At 74.5% G+C, this 18,530-nt stretch carries 15 protein-coding genes and 5 tRNA genes; 7 read left to right on the top strand and 13 right to left on the bottom strand.

The window, feature by feature from the left end; all coding sequences use genetic code 11:
- Together helR and OG994_RS16245 are read right to left on the bottom strand one after the other, a co-directional pair.
- Nucleotides 1-2,154, bottom strand: a complete 2,154-nt coding sequence (gene helR / locus OG994_RS16240; protein ID WP_328850210.1) for an RNA polymerase recycling motor ATPase HelR — start codon at nt 2,152-2,154, stop codon at nt 1-3.
- Nucleotides 2,155-2,520: 366 nt separating this feature from the next.
- Nucleotides 2,521-3,159, bottom strand: a complete 639-nt coding sequence (locus OG994_RS16245) for a response regulator (RefSeq protein WP_120329429.1) — start codon at nt 3,157-3,159, stop codon at nt 2,521-2,523.
- A gap of 275 nt (nt 3,160-3,434) precedes the next feature.
- On the opposite strand from OG994_RS16245, the gene OG994_RS16250 reads away from it, so the two are divergent.
- Nucleotides 3,435-4,406 carry an Acg family FMN-binding oxidoreductase gene (locus OG994_RS16250; protein WP_328850211.1) on the top strand — a complete coding sequence of 324 codons (972 nt, stop codon included), beginning with the start codon at nt 3,435-3,437 and terminating at the stop codon, nt 4,404-4,406.
- A 103-nt stretch (nt 4,407-4,509) separates the two neighbouring features.
- On the opposite strand, the gene OG994_RS16255 is transcribed toward OG994_RS16250, so the two are convergent.
- Nucleotides 4,510-5,514 (bottom strand): NAD-dependent epimerase/dehydratase family protein, encoded by a 1,005-nt coding sequence (locus tag OG994_RS16255; RefSeq protein WP_328850212.1) that lies wholly within the window; start codon nt 5,512-5,514, stop codon nt 4,510-4,512.
- 107 nt (nt 5,515-5,621) lie between these two features.
- Nucleotides 5,622-6,098 (bottom strand): VOC family protein, encoded by a 477-nt coding sequence (locus tag OG994_RS16260; protein WP_328850213.1) that lies wholly within the window; start codon nt 6,096-6,098, stop codon nt 5,622-5,624.
- An 89-nt stretch (nt 6,099-6,187) separates the two neighbouring features.
- Here OG994_RS16260 and OG994_RS16265 point away from each other — a divergent pair, with 89 nt between their 5' ends.
- Nucleotides 6,188-7,123 carry a helix-turn-helix transcriptional regulator gene (locus tag OG994_RS16265; protein WP_328850214.1) on the top strand — a complete coding sequence of 312 codons (936 nt, stop codon included), beginning with the start codon at nt 6,188-6,190 and terminating at the stop codon, nt 7,121-7,123.
- 17 nt (nt 7,124-7,140) lie between these two features.
- On the opposite strand, the gene OG994_RS16270 is transcribed toward OG994_RS16265, so the two are convergent.
- A tRNA-Val gene (locus OG994_RS16270) sits at nt 7,141-7,212 on the bottom strand.
- A gap of 55 nt (nt 7,213-7,267) precedes the next feature.
- Nucleotides 7,268-7,340 (bottom strand) — tRNA-Gly (locus tag OG994_RS16275).
- Between the two features lie 150 nt (nt 7,341-7,490).
- Between OG994_RS16275 and OG994_RS16280 the strand changes: the two genes are divergently transcribed.
- A complete protein-coding gene (locus tag OG994_RS16280; RefSeq protein WP_120329424.1) occupies nt 7,491-7,757 on the top strand; it encodes a DUF6458 family protein in 267 nt (88 codons plus the stop codon).
- A 99-nt stretch (nt 7,758-7,856) separates the two neighbouring features.
- Here OG994_RS16280 and OG994_RS16285 read toward each other — a convergent pair whose 3' ends face one another.
- On the bottom strand, nt 7,857-8,672 hold the full coding sequence (locus tag OG994_RS16285) for an isocitrate lyase/PEP mutase family protein (RefSeq protein ID WP_120329423.1): 816 nt from the start codon (nt 8,670-8,672) through the stop codon (nt 7,857-7,859).
- Nucleotides 8,673-8,743: 71 nt separating this feature from the next.
- Between OG994_RS16285 and OG994_RS16290 the strand changes: the two genes are divergently transcribed.
- Complete coding sequence (locus OG994_RS16290; protein WP_120329422.1) at nt 8,744-9,724, top strand: DUF5937 family protein; 981 nt, start codon at nt 8,744-8,746, stop codon at nt 9,722-9,724.
- Between the two features lie 22 nt (nt 9,725-9,746).
- On the opposite strand, the gene OG994_RS16295 is transcribed toward OG994_RS16290, so the two are convergent.
- From OG994_RS16295 to OG994_RS16315, 5 genes are all read right to left on the bottom strand, one after another.
- Nucleotides 9,747-11,063: a TIGR04013 family B12-binding domain/radical SAM domain-containing protein gene (locus OG994_RS16295; protein WP_328850216.1), complete on the bottom strand. Its 1,317-nt coding sequence runs from the start codon at nt 11,061-11,063 to the stop codon at nt 9,747-9,749.
- 30 nt (nt 11,064-11,093) lie between these two features.
- Complete coding sequence (locus tag OG994_RS16300) at nt 11,094-11,765, bottom strand: YceI family protein (RefSeq protein WP_204985218.1); 672 nt, start codon at nt 11,763-11,765, stop codon at nt 11,094-11,096.
- Nucleotides 11,766-12,407: 642 nt separating this feature from the next.
- Nucleotides 12,408-12,482, bottom strand: a tRNA-Val gene (locus OG994_RS16305).
- 18 nt (nt 12,483-12,500) lie between these two features.
- A tRNA-Cys gene (locus OG994_RS16310) sits at nt 12,501-12,571 on the bottom strand.
- A 35-nt stretch (nt 12,572-12,606) separates the two neighbouring features.
- Nucleotides 12,607-12,679: transfer RNA gene (locus OG994_RS16315), tRNA-Gly, on the bottom strand.
- A 286-nt stretch (nt 12,680-12,965) separates the two neighbouring features.
- Between OG994_RS16315 and OG994_RS16320 the strand changes: the two genes are divergently transcribed.
- From OG994_RS16320 to OG994_RS16330, 3 genes are all read left to right on the top strand, one after another.
- The gene (locus OG994_RS16320; RefSeq protein ID WP_120329419.1) at nt 12,966-13,568 is read left to right on the top strand and encodes a TetR/AcrR family transcriptional regulator; all 603 of its coding nucleotides are present in this window, start codon (nt 12,966-12,968) and stop codon (nt 13,566-13,568) included.
- Nucleotides 13,569-13,640: 72 nt separating this feature from the next.
- Entirely contained in the window at nt 13,641-14,222 is a 582-nt protein-coding gene (locus OG994_RS16325) for a TIGR03086 family metal-binding protein (RefSeq protein WP_328850217.1), read from the top strand.
- A gap of 277 nt (nt 14,223-14,499) precedes the next feature.
- Nucleotides 14,500-17,427, top strand: coding sequence for a M36 family metallopeptidase (locus OG994_RS16330; protein WP_328850218.1), 2,928 nt, complete (start codon nt 14,500-14,502; stop codon nt 17,425-17,427).
- A gap of 113 nt (nt 17,428-17,540) precedes the next feature.
- On the opposite strand, the gene OG994_RS16335 is transcribed toward OG994_RS16330, so the two are convergent.
- Nucleotides 17,541-18,431, bottom strand: coding sequence for a hypothetical protein (locus tag OG994_RS16335; RefSeq protein ID WP_328853731.1), 891 nt, complete (start codon nt 18,429-18,431; stop codon nt 17,541-17,543).
- Nucleotides 18,432-18,530 lie beyond the last annotated feature (99 nt).

Below are 18,530 nucleotides of genomic sequence, written 5' to 3' on the forward strand. Positions count from 1 at the left end.
TCACGAGCTGCGGAGGACGACGAGCTGCCCGGTGGCCCGGGTCATCGCCACGTAGCGGTCGACCGCTCCCCCGATGCCGTCGCCGAACGCCTCGGGGTCGACGAGGACGACCAGGTCGAACTCGAGCCCCTTGGCCAGCTCGGGGGTCAGCGACCGGACGCGGGCCGTCTCCCGGAAGGTGGGGTCGCCGATGACGCACGCCACCCCGTCGTCGTGCCCGGCCAGCCAGGTGTCGAGGATCGTCGACAGCTCCGCCACGGACCCGTGCACGACGGGCAGCCCCGTGCCGCGGACGGAGGTGGGCACGTTGGCGTCCGGGAGCACGGCCCGGATGACCGGTTCGGCCTCCGCCATGACCTCCTTCGGCGTCCGGTAGTTGACGGTCAGGGAGGCCAGGGTGATCCGGTCGAGGCCGACCCGTTCGAGCCGTTCCCGCCACGACTCGGTGAACCCGTGCCGGGCCTGGGCGCGGTCGCCCACGATCGTGAAGCTGCGGGACGGGCAGCGCAGCAGCAGCATCTGCCACTCCGCGTCGGTCAGCTCCTGGGCCTCGTCCACGACCACGTGCGCGAACGGGCCGGCGAGCCGGTCGTGGTCGGCCTCGGGCAGCCCGCTCGCGTCGACCAGGGCGTCGTGGAAGTCCTCGCCGCGCAACATCGTCACCAGGCCGACGCCGTACTCGTCGTCGACGGACTGGATCAGGTCGTCCACGACCCTGGTCATCCGCTCGCGTTCGGCGGCGACCGCGGTCTCGTGCCGGCGCCTGCGCCGCGACGCCGTCGGGTCGCCGAGCCGCTGCCGTGCCGCGTCCAGCAGCGGCAGGTCGGACACCGTCCAGGCGCGGGCGTCGCTCCGCTGGAGCTTGCGGATCTCGTCGGGCCGCAGCCAGGGAGCGCACCGGCGCAGGTAGGCGGGCACCGACCAGAGGTCGCCCACGAGGTCGGCCGGGTCCAGCAGCGGCCAGGCGCGGTGGAACGCGGTCCGCAGGTCCCGGTTGCGCAGCAGCGACCGGCGGACCAGGTCCTCCGGCTCGTCACCGTCGTACCTGTCCAGCAGGATCGTGAGCAGTTCCTCCCAGATCTCGTCCCGCGCCTCGTTGTGCGGTGTACCGGGATCCGGCGCCGCGAACGCCTCGGCCCAGTCCTCGGCGCTCAGCCAGATGTCGGACTCCTCGGTCCCGACCCGCATCCCGGTGGCCGGCGGCTCCTCGTAGAACCGCACGGCCGCGTCGACCGCCTTCACGAGGTCCGCCGACGCCTTCAGGCGGGCCACCTCCGGATCGGTCTCGACGGTCGCCGCCGCGCCCTCGGGCACGAGGTCCCGCAGCGTGCACACCTGCACGTCCTCCTCGCCGAGGCTGGGCAGGACGTCGCTCACGTACGCCAGGTAGGGCTGGTGCGGGCCGATGAACAGCACCCCGCCCCGGCGGTTCCGCAGGCGGGGGTCGGCGTAGAGCAGGTACGCGGTGCGGTGCAGGGCGACGACGGTCTTCCCCGTGCCCGGCCCGCCGTCGACGACGAGAGCGCCGCTCGACCCCGCACGGATGACGGCGTCCTGGTCGGCCTGGATGGTGCCGAGCACGTCCCGCATCCGGCTCGACCGGGCGCCGCCGAGGCTGGCGATGAAGGCGGACTGGTCGTCGAGCGCCGCGTGGTCCTCGAGCCCGTCCGCGGTGAACACCTCGTCCCAGTAGTCGCTGATCCGGCCGCGGGTCCAGCGGTACCGGCGGCGGCTCACCAGACCCATCGGGTTGGCGTGGGTCGCCGCGAAGAACGGCTCCGCCGCGGGCGAGCGCCAGTCGACCAGCACCTGGCGACCCGCGCCGTCCCGGAGGCCGCGCCGCCCGATGTACACGGGCTCGGGATCGTCGGCGTGCACGATGCGCCCGAGGCACAGGTCCACGCCGTAGCGGCGCAGTCCACGCAGGCGGGCGCTGAGCCGGTGGACCTCCATGTCCCGGTCCATCGCCGCCTGGCCGATGCCGCCGGGCGCCCGGCGCGCCGCGTCGAGGCGCGCGGACAGGTCGGCGATCGACCGCTCGAGGCTCTCCGCGATGGCCGCGAAGTGCCGCTCGTCCGCGTCGATCAGCGCCGGGTCCGCCTTGCGGGCGAGGCGATCGGACAGGTCGAACACGCTCGACGTGCGGGCGTTCACCATTCTGCTCCGTCCTGGGGCCCTGGGGGGCACCCGGTGTCCGAACCGACGCGACGAACCGGGCCAGGGTCGCGTCGGCCGAGCCGCGGCGTGGCGCGGGGTGCGCGCGTTTCCGCAGGTCCTGACCTCGGCCAGCGATTCTGCGGCACGACCGGGGTCTTGCCGCAAGCCCCGGGGTCGGCTATACCTTGAAAGTGGCGGGGAAACGTGTGCCCGCCTCCCGGCCGGACGATCGTCCCCGGCCCGCCCCAGGATCCGTGCGAACCAGCCCACGCACGGCCGTCGCCGCGACACCCTCGGTCAATCACCTCCGCCGATGCGGCGTGATCTACGTACGCCGATGTGGCGCCAGCCCCGCCGCCAGGGTCAGTGACGCTGGCCGAGCAGGCGGGTGGCGAGCACGGCCGCCTGCGTACGCCGCTCCAGGCCGAGCTTGGCCAGCACGCTGGAGACGTAGTTCTTGACGGTCTTCTCGGCCAGGAACATCTTCGCGGCGATCTCCCGGTTGGTGAGCCCCTCGGCCACGTACTCCAGGATGCGCCGCTCCTGGTCGGTGAGGGACTTCAGCTCCCGCGGCTGCTCCACCCCGCTGCGGATGCGCTCCAGCACGCGCGTGGTGATGGCCGGGTCGAGCAGCGACTGGCCGGCCGCCACGCGGCGCACCGCGTCGACCAGGTCGGTGCCGCGGATCTGCTTGAGCACGTAGCCGGACGCGCCCGCCATGATCGCGGCGAACAGCGCCTCGTCGTCCTCGTACGAGGTGAGGATCAGACCCTTGATGCCGGAGTCCACCGCGCGCACGTCCCGACACACGTCGATGCCGTTGCCGTCGGGCAGCCGCGCGTCCAGGATCGCCACGTCGGGTCGCAGCGCCGGAATGCGGCGGGCCGCCTCGGCCGCCGAGCCGGACTCGCCGACCACCTCGATGTCACCGCTGCTGGTGAGCAGGTCGGCGAGGCCACGACGGACGACCTCGTGGTCGTCGAGCAGAAACACCCGGATCATCCCTCGTTTCTACCCGCTGCGGGCCGGCTGCCACACGGGCCGAAGGTCCCGATCCGGCGTCGGTGCGGCAGGTCGGCTGGGCCGTCGGCGGGTCGGCCGGCCCGTCGCCGCGCAGACCGGCGGGCCCCTCGGTCCCGGCGGTTCGGGACGTCCGGCCCTGCTCACCGCCCGTGCGGCCGGCGCATCGTGGAGTCGTACCACCCAGACCGGCGCGGCCCGCCGGGGCCGGGGCCACCAGCTCGACGAGCTGCGACGAGCGGCGAAGGAGCACCGACATGCAGACCGGCTACACCGCCGCACGGCTGCGGGCGGCCGCCGCCGACGCCGTCCGCGCACCCTCGATGCACAACACCCAGCCGTGGCGGTTCCGGCTGCGCGACGGCGCCATCGAGGTGCTGACCGACCCGGCGCGCCGGCTGCCCGCGACCGACCCGAGCGGCTGGGGCATCCGGATCGCCTGCGGGGCGGCCCTGTTCAACCTGCGGCTGGCCCTCGCCGTGGCCGGTGTCCCCGCCACGGTGCGGCTGCGCCCCTACCCGGCCGAGCCCGACGTGCTCGCCCGGCTGTGGCCCGACACCCCGCGCCGGCCCACCCCCACCGAACAGGCCCTGCACACCGCGATCCCCCGCCGGTTCAGCAACCGGGCGCCGTTCTGGCCCGACCCGGTGCCCGCCGACGTGCGCTGGCGCCTCGGTGAGGCCGCCCGGGCCGAGCAGTGCTGGCTGGAACTGGTCGTCGGGACCAGCGCCGTGACCGCGTTCGCCGAGATCGCCCGCGGCGCACACCGGGTGCTCGAACGCGACGCGACCTACCGCGCCGAACGCGACGAGTGGGTACGCACCACGCCCGCCCCCGACGGGGTCCCGGCCGCCGCGGGCGGACCCCGGGGCGAGCCGCAGGACCTGCTGCCCAGCCGCGGCTTCGGCGGCCGGGACCGTGCCCCCGGCCGGGACTTCGAACCCGAGCCGCTGGTCGCCGTGCTCGGCTCGCCCGGCAACACCGCCGTCGACCAGGTGATCGCCGGGCAGGCGCTACAGCGGGTGCTGCTCACCGCCACCGACGCCGGCGTGAGCGCGTCGATGCTCTCGCAGCCGATCGAGGTGCCGTCCGCGCGCGAGCAGCTGCGGCTGTCGCTGGGCCGGTTCGGCACCCCGCAGATGGTCATGCGGATCGGGTACGGCCAGCCGGGCTGGCCCACACCGCGCCGGGACGTCGACGAGGTGCTGGACCTGCCCGTGCGGCCGTGACCCGGCCCGCGTCGGCGGTGCGGCGCGCCGCGGGCTGCTGACCTCCGGATGCCCCACGGCGGGTGACGCGAAGGTCAGCCCGCCCCGGACCGGCGGCGCCGGGTCAGCCGGCCGGGGCGGCGGCCAGCAGGGCCGCCTCCCGCGCCGGGTCCAGGCCCACCGCGGCGCGGGCGGGGCGGCCGGCGCGCGGCGGCACGCCGCCCACCTCCCGCAGCCACCGCCAGGTGTCCGCGACCGTCTGGGCCACGGGCCGGCAGGTCAGCCCGGCGGCGTACGCGCGCGTGACGTCGCGCTCCTGCAACCAGCGGTAGTCGTGCCCCGGCGGCAGCCAGATCGGCAGGTCGTTCCACGGCGCCACGCCGGCGGCGAGGATCGGCTCCGGCGGGATCCAGCGCAGCCGCGCGTCCCCACCGGTCACCGCGACGCAGGCGTCGAGCAGCTCCGCCATCGTGGCGTGCCCGGTCCGGCTCACCACGTTGTACGCGCCCCCACGCCCCCGCGCCCCCTCGTCCAGCATCCAGGACGCGAGGTCCCGTACGTCGACGTACTGCAGGGGCAGGTCGGCGGGCCCGGGGGCGAGCACGTCGCCGCCGCGCGCGATCCGCCCCAGCCACCAGGGGAGCCGCCCGATGTCCTCACCGGGGCCGAGGATCAGCCCGGCCCGGGCGAGCAGCGCCCGGTCGCCGAAGACCTCGCGGACCGCCCGCTCCGCGCCGGCCTTGTTCCGCGCGTAGTCGCCGTCGTCGGCGTCCGGGGCGGCGTCGACGACCGGGGCGTCCTCGCCGGAGCCCGGCTGCACCGGCTCGGCGTACACCGAACCGCTGGACACGTACACGTAGTGGCCGACCGAGTCGGCCAGGGCCCGGGCCGCGTCGAGGGCCGCCCTCGGCGCGCCGTCCCACGTGTCCACCACGAGGTCCCACTCGCCGCCGGCCAGCGCGGCGAGGCCGCCGGGCGCCGTCCGGTCACCCCGCAACCGGCGTACGCCCTCGGGCACGTCACCGTGCAACCCACGGTTGAACACCGTCACCGACCAGCCGCGCCGCGCCGCCTCGGCGACCGTCGCCCCGCCCACGAATCCCGTTCCGCCCAGCACGAGGAGTCTCATGTGCTCCACAGTGCCGCGTCACGGTGCCGTGCCGGTGCGCTGTTCACGGTGAGCGGATCTGCCGACGGCAGAACCGGCCGCCGTGACGCCGGCCGCCCGGCGTCCGGTCAGCCCGCGGCGTCTGCCGGGTCGGGCCCGGCCGCCGCGAGGACCTGCAGGTAGTGCGCGTTGTACATGATGCCGAGAAGATTGGCGAACGGGTCGACCACCACCGCGGTGACGAAGCCCGGCCCGCGCGGGGTCGGCGGCTCGTGTCCGGTGGCGCCGAGCGCCAGCAGCCGCCCGTACGCGGCCTCGATGTCGTCCACGTGCCAGTACGCGATCACCCCGGCCGGGTCGGACGCCGAGCCGTGCGGCGAGAAGCGGCGGTGGAGGATGCCCAACTCGTGCTGGTAGTCGCCGACGCGGAACTCCAGGTAACCGGTGTTCGCCTCGTCGTAGCCGGGGTCGTCCGGGCCGACGACCCGCCCGCCGGAGAAGGCCCGCTCGAAGTACGGGCCGACGCCGAGCAACTCGGCGTACCACTTCTTCGCTGCCGCCATGTCGTCGGCGAGGTAGGTGACGGTCGTGAGTCCGCGCAGCATGTCCTGGTCCTCTCGTTCGGGTCGACGCGGACAGCATCACCGGTGAAAGTGCTCACCAACTGAGCACTTTTTCTGCAAGACTCGCGGCCATGCGCGCCGACCGTCTCGTGGCCGCCCTGCTGCTGTTGCAGGCACGCGGCCGGACCACGGCGGCCGAGTTGGCCGAGCAGCTCGAGGTGTCGGTGGCCACCGCCCGCCGCGACCTCGAAGCCCTGTCCGCCGCGGGGATTCCCGTCTACCCGCAGCCCGGGCGGGGCGGCGGCTGGTCCCTGCTCGGTGGCGCGCGCACCGACCTCAGCGGGTTGACCGCCACCGAGGCGCAGGCGCTGTTCCTGCTCGCCGGCCCGGCCGCGGCGACCGCCCCGCAGGTGAAGTCGGCACTGCGCAAACTGGTGCGGGCACTGCCCGGCACGTTCCGCGCCGAGGCCGCGGCCGACGCCGTCGTGGTCGACCCCGCGCGGTGGGGTGAACCGGACCGGGCACGCCCCGAGATGGTCGACGCCCTCCAGGCCGCCGTCGTCCGGCGGCGCAAGGTCCGGCTCACCTACGCCGACCGGGCCGGCCAGCAGACCGAGCGGATGGTCGACCCGCTGGGCCTGGTCGACAAGGACGACGTCTGGTACCTGCTGGCCGGCACCGCGCACGGCCAGCGGACGTTCCGCGTCGACCGGATCCGCGACGCCGTGGTGACCGATCTCGCCGCGCAGCGCCCGCCCGACTTCCGCCTGCCGGCGGCGTGGCAACTTGTCGTCGAGGAGATGGAGCGGCGCCGCTCACTCCTGTCGGCGACCGTGCTCGTCGACGCGAGGTTCGTTCCGGTGCTCCAGAGCCAGTTCGGCCGGCACTGCGAGGTGCTCGACAGCGTCCGCGAGGGCCGTCGCCGCGTACGACTCGCGGCGCCGACCGCGCGCACGATCGCCGAACAGGTGGCGGGCTGGGGCGCGCGGATCGAGGTGCTGGAGCCGGCGGCGGTGCGGGCCGAACTGGCGCGCATCGGCACGGAGCTCACCGCGCGCTACGGGTGATACTCGAGGAGTTCCGGTGGGCGATACTGGGTTCGAACCAGTGACCTCTTCCGTGTCAAGGAAGCGCGCTCCCACTGCGCCAATCGCCCCTGGTGACCGCACCCGAGGGCCCGGATCGGCGGGCATCCGTCGGGACGGATCGCGAGCGGACGACGGGACTCGAACCCGCGACCCTCACCTTGGCAAGGTGATGCGCTACCAACTGCGCTACGTCCGCACGTCGCCGGCGGGCGCCGGCGACGGACAGAACTCTACCCGATGCCCAAGATCGCCCCGCACACGACCCGGCGGCGGCGTGGTTGCGCAGTTCAGCCGCGGGGTACTGAAGGTCGTCGACAGCACACCACATCCCGACAAGGAGGCTGTCGTGGGTATCGGAACCAGCATCTTCCTGATCGCGGTCGGCGCGATCCTCACCTTCGCGCTCGACACCAGCATCGGCGGGATCGACCTCGACGTCGTCGGCTGGATCCTGATGGCGGCCGGCGTGCTCGGCCTCATCATGACCACGCTCATCTGGGGCCGGCGCCGCCGCGAGGTGGTCACCACCGAACCGGCCGAGTACCGGCGGGTCGAGGAGCCGGTCGAGTACCGCCGGGTCGAGGAGCGCCGGGACGTCGCCCCGCCGCTGTGACACCCCCGTCCCCGGCCGGCGGAGCTGAACGGTCGCCGGGACCAGCACACCGCCCCGGCGGGCCGGTCACCCCGGACGAGGTGGCCGGCCCGTCGGCGTTCACCGCATCAACGCGTTGAACGTGCCGTAGTCGATGGCGTCGGCCAGCGCCCCGTACGTGCCCGCGCCGAGCGCCTCGTCGGCCGCACGGCGGGCCACCGCGTACGCGGCCTCGGCCACCGACGAGCCGAGGCTCACCCGGGCCACCCCGAGCGCGGCCAGCTCGGCCACGCTGGGGGCACCCGGTCCGGCCAGCACGTTCACCGGCGCGGGCACCTTCTCCACCAGCGCGGCGACGGTCGCCGGGTCGACCACGCCCGGCACGAAGATCCCGTCCGCGCCGGCCGCCACGTACGCCCCGGCGCGGGCGAGAGTCTCGTCCAGGCCCCCGACGCCGGCCAGGACGGTGTCGATGCGGGCGTTGACGAACAGCGGCACCCCGACCGCGTCGGCCGCGACCCGGATCGCGGCGATGCGGGCACACTGGTCGTCGACGTCCCGCAGGGGCGAGCCGCCGTCGCGCAGCGCGTCCTCGACGTTCACGCCCACGGCACCGGCCGCGGCCACCTCGCGGACGGTCCGGGCGACGTCCTCCGGCGTCGACCCGTACCCCGACTCGATGTCGGCGGTGACCGGCACCGCCACGACGGCGGCCACCCGGCGCACCAGGTCGACGGCCGCGTCGCGGCCCAGGGCGTCCCCGTCCGGGGCGCCGAGGCTCCAGGCGACGCCGGCGCTGGTCGTCGCCACGGCGCGGGCGCCGGCGGCGGCCACGATCCGGGCGCTCGCCGCGTCCCACGCGTTGACGAGGACCAGCGGCTTGCCGGGGATGTGCAGGGATCGGAAGAGCTCGGCTCGAGTGTGGTGTTCGCTCACGGGGCAAGTCTCGGTCCGCCGGGCCGAGAGCAGTACTGTTTCAGTCCCAGCTGAATCCAACGGAGGTGGGCGTGGTCGCCATCGGCCTGTCGGCGGGTGCCGTCGCCCGCATCCGGTTCGCCGTCTCCTGCCTGTGGGAGGTCGTGGCGAGCGTCCGGGTGCTGCGCGATCCCGGCGACCACGCCGTCCACCTGCCGTGGGCGCGCCGCGTCCGGCCGCGGCTGGCCGAGGCCGGGCTGGTCGGGCCCGACGCCGGCCTGCTCTGGCATCTCGTGCCGCCCCCGCCCGGTTACCTGGCGGACTTCCTCACCCCGCCGCCCGTCGGCCTCAACCCGGACCTGGCCGCCGAGCTGGCCGCCCTGCGCGCCACCGCGCCAGACACCGTCCGCGCGCACCTGGACCTCTACCCCCGGGAGCGCGGCCCGGCCCTCGCCGCCCTGTACGCCGACCCCGAGGCCGGGCTGGGCCGGCTCGCCGAGGAGATCGAGGCGTACTGGCGGATCGCCGTGGCACCCGACTGGCCGCGCATCCGGCTGCTGCTCGACGCCGACGTGGCCGCCCGTGCCCGCCGCCTCGCCGAGGACGGCGCCGGCGGCCTGCTCAACGACCTGCACGAGCAGGTCCGCTGGGAGGACGACACCCTGCTCATCGCGCAGCGACACTGCCTGGCCCCGGACGTCGCGGACGGTCCGGGCCTCGTGCTGGTCCCGTCGGTGTTCGCCTGGCCGTCGGTGCTCAGCGTCTCCGCCGGGGACGCGCCGCAACTCGCCTACCCGGCCCGCGGCATCGGCCTGCTCTGGGAGCGTCCGGCCGCCGCGCCGGACGCGCTGGCCGCGGTGATCGGCCGGGGACGCGCCCGGCTGCTCGCCGAACTGGCCGCGCCGCTGAGCACCACCGAGCTGGCCCGCCGCACCGGAATGTCAGCGGGCGGGGTGTCGCAGCACCTCACGGCGCTGCGCGCGGCGGGGCTCGTCGTGACCCACCGCCGGGGCCGGATGCTGCTCAGCGCCCGCACCGACGTGGCCGAGGCGCTGCTCTCTGCCGCCGCCTGACCCTTCCGCGCCCGGGAGCGGGTCAGCGGTCCGTGACGGGGAGGATGGTGCGGCTCCTGCCCGGCCGCGGGTACGCCTCGGCCGCCGCGGCCAGCCGCGCCGCGTGGTCGCGCTGCCGCTGCCAGTGACCGTAGAGCGCGCCGCGCTGCGAGAGCCGATCCACCTCGCTGATGGTCTCCGGGGCGACGTCGCCGGGCGGGGCGTCCCGCCAGGGCGTACCCGGCAACGGCATGAACGTGTGCGCGTGGATGCGGGCACCGAGGTCGGCCAGCTCGCGGGCGAGGCCGAGGGAGGCGTCCACGTCCGCCTGGTTCTCCCCCGGCATCCCGAAGATCATATCGACGTTGATCCGGAAGCCCTCCTCGACGCCGAGCCGCACCGCGCGCTTCACCTCCTCGACGCCGTGCCCCCGCTTGGCCGCCTCCAGGACCCGGTCCGAGCCGGACTGCGCCCCCACGATGATGTTGTTGTTGGCGCAGTACCGCTTGATGAGGCGCAACGCCGGCCGGGAGATGTGCTCCGGCCGGATCTCGCTGGGGAACGAGCCGAAGAACACCCGCCCGTCCGGGCCGATCCCCTCCCGGCAGGAGGCCAGCAGCTCCTCCACGGCGTCGAGGTTCGGTTCGTCGTCCTGGCTGCCGTACGACAGCGCGGTCGGGGTGATGAAGCGGACGTCCCGCAGGCCGCGCCGCCGCATCGCGTCGACGTGCCAGCGCACGTTCGACACGCTCCGGTGCCGGAACCGGGCCGAGAACATGAACGGCGTCTGGCAGAAGCGGCAGGAGAAGACGCACCCGCGGGTGATCTCCAGCGCGTTGAACCGGTCCCACCGCAGCGAGAAGCCCCGGAACTCGTCCAGCGGGCGCCGCTCCGGACGGCCCGTGCGCACGAGGACGCCGGCCGCGTCCCGGTAGGCGAGGCCGGGGATCCCCGTCGGGTCGCCGGCCGCGTCCACGAGGCGCAGCAGCGTCGTCTCGCCCTCCCCCACGGCCGCGAGGTCCCAGCCCGCGTCGAGGGTCTGCACCGGCTCGGCGGTCGCGTGCACGCCGCCGGCGAGGTGGGTCACGTTCGGGGCGTCGGCGAGCGCGCGGATCTGCGCCAGTTCCTGAGACAGCGCCTCGGCGTCGGGCGAGTAGAACGACCAGAGCACCAGCACCCGGCCCGCCCCGCCGTCGACGGCCTCCCGGACGTGCGCCGCGGTGGCCTCCGGGGTCTCGCCGAACCGGACCTCGTACCGGGTGGTCGTCTCGTGCTCCTCGAGCGCGCCGAGCAGGACGTGGAAGCCGTACGTCACCGCCTTGCGGTAGCGCAGCACCAGGACCAGGTCGGGAGCGGCCATGGCGGCGATTGTGCCAGGCGGCCCCGGTCGTCAGGACTGGCGGATCGCCTCGCCGGCGATCTCGATGCGGACGTTCTTGCCCACCAGCACCCCGCCGCCCTCCAGGGCGACGTTCCACAGCAGGCCGTAGTCCTCGCGGTCGATCTCGGCCGTCGCCGTGAAACCGAAGATGTCCTGGCCGTACGGGTCACGCCGGGCCCCGCCGAACTCCACCTGGAGGTCGACCGGCCGCGTGATGTCCTTGATGGTCAGCTCGCCGTTGAGCACGAAGCGGCCGGAGGTGCGCACCGGCGGCGGGGCGACCGCGCCGCCACCACGGCGGCCGAGCCGGTTGCTGCCCCGCAACCGGGCCCAGAAGAAGATGGGGTCGGTCTCGTTCTGGGGGACCACGCCGGTGCTGCGGTACTCGAGCGTCGGATAGCGCTCGACGTCGAGGAAGTCGGCGCTCTTCAGGTGCACGTCCCGGTCCTCGTGGCCGGTGACGATGCTCGCCGTTCCGATGCTGGCGACCACCGACGAGCGCAGCGGGTCCTCCTCGACGACGATCCGGGCACTCGCCTCGGTGAACTCGCCACGCACCGGGCTGACCATCATGTGCCGGCCCACGAAACCGATCCGCTTGTGCGCCTGGTCGAGCAGATAGGTGCCGGCGGCCGGGATGGTCATGCCCTCCCACGTCCGCGTGGCCGGACCCGTCGTCATTCGGTTTGCCTTCCCGTGAGCCGTCGGGGTCCGCACGGCCGTCCTGCCGTCGCCCTGCTCCGCACGAGCTGCGGACACCTGCCCCGGGCCACAGAATAATGCGTGCCGACCTCGCGTCTTCGCGTCCGGAAATGGCGCCGACGCGCGCGGGAAGGCCGCACGCGGGCGCGGCGGAATCCGCGCGATCAGCATGACGACACGCGCGTTTCCCCTGGCAGCAAAGGGGATCGGGCATCCGAGTGAGCACGAATTCGGTGCCCGTGACATCGATTCAGATAAGCATTTCGACGCCGATGTGCGTAGCCCGTGAAGAATCTCACGGCGTGACGGGAGTCGCGTTCCTGACGGAAGTCCCGGTCGAAAAGGGGCGACGAATAATGGCGGCGACGACAATTCGTAGGCGAATTGGTACGGCGGGTCGCGGCGACGCCGACCACGTCATTCGGACGATGAGGTCGAAACGCGACGCCGACACCCGGCGCGACGAGAGCCGGCGCCGAGCGACGAGAGCCCGCCCGGGCGGCGAGCGGGCGGCGCGGCGGGCGGGCGGGCAACGGCGGGCGGGCGGCCGGACGCGCGGCGGAAACGACAACGGCTCGTCACCGTTGTCCGGTGACGAGCCGTTTCACCTGCTCATGTTGCTGGTGGGCGATACTGGGTTTGAACCAGTGACCTCTTCCGTGTCAAGGAAGCGCGCTCCCACTGCGCCAATCGCCCGAGCCTGTTGTCTTGCCGAGGTGGGGACGGGATTTGAACCCGCGTACACGGCTTTGCAGGCCGTTGCCTCGCCTCTCGGCCACCCCACCGAGGTTTGCCCCCGTCATGCGTGGCGGCAGCTCCGAGCGGACGACGGGACTCGAACCCGCGACCCTCACCTTGGCAAGGTGATGCGCTACCAACTGCGCTACGTCCGCGTGCCACCGGCGCTGGCCGGTGACGGATGAGAACTCTAGCCGAGCCGGCGAACGGTTGCCAACTCGGGGTGCCCGCTCGGCGCGTCCCCGCCCGTTCGACCGGTTCCGCACCCGCCACCACGGGCGAGCTTCCTAGGAGCCTGGCCAGGAGGCCCCGTCGCCCCGATCGGCGCCGCGATGACGCCGACCACAGCGTCGTCAAGTGTCCGGCTTCCGACTCTTTCCGCGCCCTTCAGAGATCTATCGTAACTGCCCGTGTTCATCCCGATGGGTTACGGTAACGGTCGTGACGAGACGTGCGGCCGAGATCCGCCTGGATGCCCTGCTGCGCACAGCCTGTGACGTGATCGCCGAACGCGGTCTGGCCAACACCCGGACGGCCGACGTCGCACAGGCGGCAGGGGTGAGCCAGGCGTTGGTCTTCTACCACTTCGCCACGAAGGAACGCCTCCTGGCCCAGGCCTTCGAGTACGCGGTCGAGCAGGATCTGGCCCGGCTGGACGCGGTGGTGCGCTCCCCCGCCCCACCGCTGACCAAGCTGCGGCGACTCCTCAAGCTCTACACCCCGGCGGGGCGCCCCACCTCCTGGTCCATGTGGATCGACGGGTGGTCGGAGTCGCTGCGTACGCCCGAGCTGGAACGCCTCTCCCGCCGGCTCGACCTGCGCTGGCGCGAGGACCTCGCGGCGATAATCGCCGACGGCGTGCGCGATGGCACCTTCGAGTGCGCCGACCCGGCCGGCGCGGCCTGGCGGATCAGCGCCGTGATGGACGGCCTGGCGGTGCAACTGGCCGTGCACGACCGGGTGATCTCCCGACGGCAGTTCACCGAGTGGGTACGCCTGGTCACCGCCCGGGAGCTGGGCCTGGACCCGGCCGAACTCGACTGACCGGTGCCGCACGGCGCGGCGCCGACGGTGAAATCGGGTTCGCCCACGTGCACGCACCGGGACAATCGCGGCATGGACCTGCTGGAGATCTACCGCCGCAGCCTGGCCGAGTTCGTCGACCGGGTCGAGCAGGTCGGCTCCGGCCAGTGGTCCGCGCCGACCCCGTGCCCCGGCTGGGACGTCCGCACCCTCGTCGGCCACGTGGTGGGCGAGGCACGGTGGAGCGTCCCCCTGCTCGCCGGGCGCACGGTGGCCGAGGTCGGCGACCGGTTCGACGGCGACCAGCTCGGCGCCGACCCGATCGCGTCCGCCCGGGAGGCCGCGTCGCAGGCCGAGATCGCGGCGTCCCGTCCCGGCACGTTGGCGCGCACCGTGCACCTGTCCTCCGGGGACGCCCCGGCTGCCGAGTACGTGCAGCAGCTCGTCGCCGAACACCTGGTCCACGGGTGGGACCTGGCGGTGGCCATCGGCGACGCACCCGGGCTCGACGCCGACGCCGTCCGTGCGTGCGCGCGCTGGTTCGCCGGGCACGCCGAGGCGTACCGGCGCGCGCGCCTGACCCGCGCCGGCGTCCCGCTGCCGGCCGACGCCGGCGAGCAGGACCGGCTCATCGCCGCCTTCGGCCGCGATCCACGCTGGACGCCCGCCGGCTGACCCTGCCCCGCTCCCCGGTCGCGCCGACGCCACCAGGCACCGCCGCCGGCCGGGACGCCCCCGCCCGAAGGGGCAGACGAGCACACCCGCGCACCCGCGGAGAGGCGACGGCCGGGCGCCCACACCCCCGTACGCGTGACCCGCCGCGGCGGAAAGGACCGACACGCGGAGGCGACCTTGTCGGCCGGGACGGCTGCTGATATCCACAGATGCGCATGCGTTCGCGCGCTGCGCGGCCGGCGGGAAGCCGGCCAGCCCACTCCCACGAGGAGGTCCCGTGCCACATTCCCAGTGGTCACCCCGGATGAGCCGGCGACGCGGCCGGCTCATCCCCGTCCTGGCGGCGACCGCGGTGGTCGCCGCGTTGCTGCCCGCCGGTACCGGCACCGCCGCGCCGTCGGTCGGCGCGTCCGCGGAGCGCCGCTCCGGACCGTTCGCCGAGGGTCACCAGCACGCCGACGTCGACAACCGCGCCGGCAGCGCCGCGCCGGACGCCCGCCAGCGCGGGCTCGCCCGCAAGGCCGACCCGGACGTGCGGTGGAACAAGCTGGGCACCCCGCACGCCCTCGGGCCCGGCGACGCCCCGCTCGCCACCGGACTGCCCGCCGACCCCGAGGCCGCCGCCCGCGCCTACCTCGCCGACAACCGCGATCTCTTCGGCCTCGACGCCGAGGCGGTCGCCGGCCTGGAGCGGGTGCTGGTCCGCCCGATCGGCAGCGGAAGCGTGGTCACCCTGCGGCAGCGCTTCGGTGACCTCCCGGCCGGGTACGACGGCCTCGTCACCCTCGCCGTCGCCGGGGGCAAGGTCCTCTCGGTCAGCTCGTCGCTGTCCCGCGACTCCGCGGCGCCCGCGCCGGCCACCCTCACGGCCGAGCAGGCGTACGCCGCGGCGCTCGCCGACGCCGGGCTGGACGCCTCGGCCGTCGCCAGCCACGACGTGCGCCCGGTGGCCGTGCCGACCCCGCTGGACGGGCCGCGCAGCGCGTACGAGGTGACGCTCATCGGGTCGGACACCGACCACCCGGCGGCCTTCACCACGTACGTCGACGGGATCACCGGCGACGTGCTGGTCCGCGAGGACCTCGTGGACTTCGACTCGGACAACCCGACCTGGGCCGTGTTCCCCGCCACCCCGCCGCGGAACCTGCGCCCCGGGCAGGACCCCCGCGTCCGCTGGTGCGGCGACCCGGCGCCGGGCTGCACGGCGTCCTTCCACGACCCGGCCACCGGCAACGCGTGGGACGTCGACGCGGCCACCGGCACGCCGACCCTCACCTCCCGCGGCAACTCCGCCAACACCGTGGTCTCGTGGGGCGCCGGAAGCCCGGCCGTGCCGGCCACGACCAGCCCGGACCGGCGGTACGAGTACCCGTTCACCGACCAGTGGCACCAGGCGAGGTGCAACCCGGAGGTGTTCCTCTCCGCCCAGCGCAACGACGCGGACGCGGCCATCGCCAACCTCTTCGCCATGCACAACCGGATGCACGACTGGGCGTACCACCTCGGGTTCACCGAGGCGACGTGGAACCTGCAGGCGGTCAACCTGACCCCCGACGGCCTGGGCGGCGACGCCGAGCAGGGCCGCGCCCAGCAGGGGGCGCTGAGCGGCAACCGGAACAACGCCAACCAGGGCACTCCGCGCGACGGCCTGCCACCGACGACCAACATGTACCTGTGGCAGCCGCAGGCCGGCGGCCCGTACCCGCCGTGCGTCGACGGCGACTACGACATGACCGTCATCGGCCACGAGTACACCCACGCCATCAGCAACCGGATGATCGCCGGCCCGAACAGCGGGATCAGCGGCCACCAGGGCGGCTCGATGGGTGAGTCGTGGAGCGACCTGCTCGCCGCCGAGTACCTCTTCCAGCACAACCTGCGCGCCCCCGGCGAGACGCCGTTCATCACCGGCGGCTACGTGACGGGCAACCTGGTCAGCGGCATCCGCAACTACGACTTCAGCCGCAGCCCGCTCAACTACTCCGACATCGGCTACAACACCGGCGGCCCGGCCGTGCACGCCGACGGCGAGATCTGGAGCGCCACGAACTTCCGCGTCCGCTCGGCCATGGTGAAGCGGTACGGCCTCGGCACCCCGAAGCTGCAACTGGCGTGCGCCCAGGGCAAGGTGCCCGCGGACCGGTGCCCGGGCAACCGGCGCTGGTCGCAGCTCGTGTTCGACTCGTTCCTGCTCCAGGCGGCCAGCCAGGTGAGCATGCTCGACATGCGGGACAACATGCTCACCGCCGACCTGCTCCGCTTCGGCGGGGCGAACCAGGACCTGATCTGGGCCGAGTTCGCCCGCTCGGGCATGGGCCGCGACGCCGTCACCAACGGTGCCGGGGACACGGACCCGACGCCGAGCTTCGCCTCGCCGCGGGGCGGCAACGCCACGCTGAAGCTGCGGCCACGCGGGGAGAGCGCCGACGCGCCGATCCGGGTCTACGTCGGGGCGTACGAGGCGCGGGCCGTTCCGGTCGCCGACACCGACCCGGCCACGCCGCTGCCGGACACCGTGGAGCTGGTGGCCGGGACGTACGACCTGCTCGCCGTGGCGCCCGGCTTCGGGCACGAGCGGCTGCGGGTGACCGCGAAGGCCGGTCGCAGCAACCACCTCGACCTGAAGCTCAGCCGCAACCTCGCCTCGACGGCGTCGGGCGCGACGGTCAGCGGCGACGGGGTCAACCTCGACCGGATCGCCGACGACACCGAGGCCACCAACTGGGCCTCGCTGGACGGGGTGAGCGGCAAGCAGGTCACCGTGGCGCTGCCCGGTGACCGGCCGCACCTGGTGAAGCGGGTCAACGTCAGCGCCATGCTGCGCCCGGCGATCAGCGGTGACGCCGACGCGGGCTCGCAGAACGCGCTGAGCGCGCTGCGGTCGTTCGCCGTGCTGGCGTGCAACGCGAAGAAGGCCGACTGCACCGACCCCGCCAACTTCCGCCGCATCTACACGAGCCGCAGCGACGCCTTCCCGGGCGGGGCGTACCGGGCGTACACGCGGGACATCAACCTCCGGTCGTTCCGGGTGCACCCCACGCTCGCCACGCACCTGCGGCTGGAGGTCCTGCACAGCCAGTGCACGGGCGGTCCGGCGTACGCCGGTGAGCAGGACGCCGACCCGGCGACCACGACCGACTGCGCGACCGCGAGCCCGGCGCGCGACCAGGTCCGCATCGCCGAGTTCCAGGCGTTCGCGAAGTGACCGGTGCCGGGGCCGGTGCCGCGTCGGCACCGGCCCCGGCCACACCGTCGAGGCCGGCCGGCCGGCCGGCCGCTACCAGCGGCGGCCACACCGTCCCGGGCCGCCGGCCGCCGCTACCAGCGGACCGCGCGCCGCCCGGACGACCCGCCGACCGGCCCCCACAGCCGATCCTCCGGCGGCGGCGCGTACTCGTCGGCCCGGTCGGCGCGCAGGAGCCGCCGCATCCGCAGCAGCAGTCCGAGCCCGAGCGACAGCAGGAGCCCACCGAGCAGGAAGGCGGCCTGCACCGCCCCGAAGCCCCCGGAGGTCGACACCGGCCGGCCCGCCCCGGCGGCCGGCGCCGCGGCTGCCGGCTCCTCCACCGGCCCGGGTGTCTCCTCGTCGACCGGCCCCGCCGCCGGTTCGCCGGGATCCGAGGCGGTCGCGGAGGGTTCGGGCGGGGTGCCGGCGGGCGCCGGCGTGCTCACGTCCGGGTCCGGCGCGGCCGGCGTCGCCGCGGCGCCCGCCCCGACCACCGTCCGGGTCGCCGTCTGCCGCGCGAGCAGCCGCAGCCGCGCGTCGTACGCCTCGGCGGCGAGGGTGATCCTCCCCCGCGTGACGTCCCCGGCGAAGGCGAGCCGGTAGCGGGCGGTGACCGTCCGGTCCGGACAGAGCGTGCCCGGGTCGAGCTGCCGGTCGGTCAGCCGTGCCACGTCCCCCTCCGTGCGGACCTCGACGGGGAACGAACCCGTCTCCTCGACCCGGTCGAGGCGCACCTGGTCCAGCCGCAGGCCCTCCACCCGGAGCACCAGCGACCAGCGGACCTTCACGCACCCGCCCGGTGCGCCGGTGCGCGACACCACGGCGGAGACGGTGCGGACCTCGCCGCCGGCCGTGAACCGTTCCGGTAGGCCGCCGAGCTGGGTGGTGAAGGCGGCCTGCGCCGGCGCGGCCACGGCCAGCAGCGTCCCGGCCAGGCCCGCGAGCACCACGCCGAACCGCAGCGCGTACCGCCAGACGATCATCACCGCACCCTCCTCGTCTCTCCCCGGAACGCTAGGAGCGGCGGCGCCGACGGGACAGAGGGGTGTGTTCGCACCGGTCGACAAGCGGGACCGGCCTTT

Source organism: Micromonospora globbae, assembly GCF_036184225.1.
Classification (GTDB): Bacteria; Actinomycetota; Actinomycetes; order Mycobacteriales; family Micromonosporaceae; genus Micromonospora; species Micromonospora globbae.

Coding starts and splice junctions, on each gene's coding strand:
- OG994_RS16300 (WP_204985218.1), bottom strand. CDS start 11,765: ATGACGACGGGTCCGGCCACGCGGACGTGGGAGGGCATGACCATCCCG.
- OG994_RS16295 (WP_328850216.1), bottom strand. CDS start 11,063: ATGGCCGCTCCCGACCTGGTCCTGGTGCTGCGCTACCGCAAGGCGGTG.
- OG994_RS16255 (WP_328850212.1), bottom strand. CDS start 5,514: ATGAGACTCCTCGTGCTGGGCGGAACGGGATTCGTGGGCGGGGCGACG.
- OG994_RS16260 (WP_328850213.1), bottom strand. CDS start 6,098: ATGCTGCGCGGACTCACGACCGTCACCTACCTCGCCGACGACATGGCG.
- OG994_RS16250 (WP_328850211.1), top strand. CDS start 3,435: ATGCAGACCGGCTACACCGCCGCACGGCTGCGGGCGGCCGCCGCCGAC.
- OG994_RS16265 (WP_328850214.1), top strand. CDS start 6,188: ATGCGCGCCGACCGTCTCGTGGCCGCCCTGCTGCTGTTGCAGGCACGC.
- OG994_RS16335 (WP_328853731.1), bottom strand. CDS start 18,431: ATGATCGTCTGGCGGTACGCGCTGCGGTTCGGCGTGGTGCTCGCGGGC.
- OG994_RS16245 (WP_120329429.1), bottom strand. CDS start 3,159: ATGATCCGGGTGTTTCTGCTCGACGACCACGAGGTCGTCCGTCGTGGC.
- OG994_RS16325 (WP_328850217.1), top strand. CDS start 13,641: ATGGACCTGCTGGAGATCTACCGCCGCAGCCTGGCCGAGTTCGTCGAC.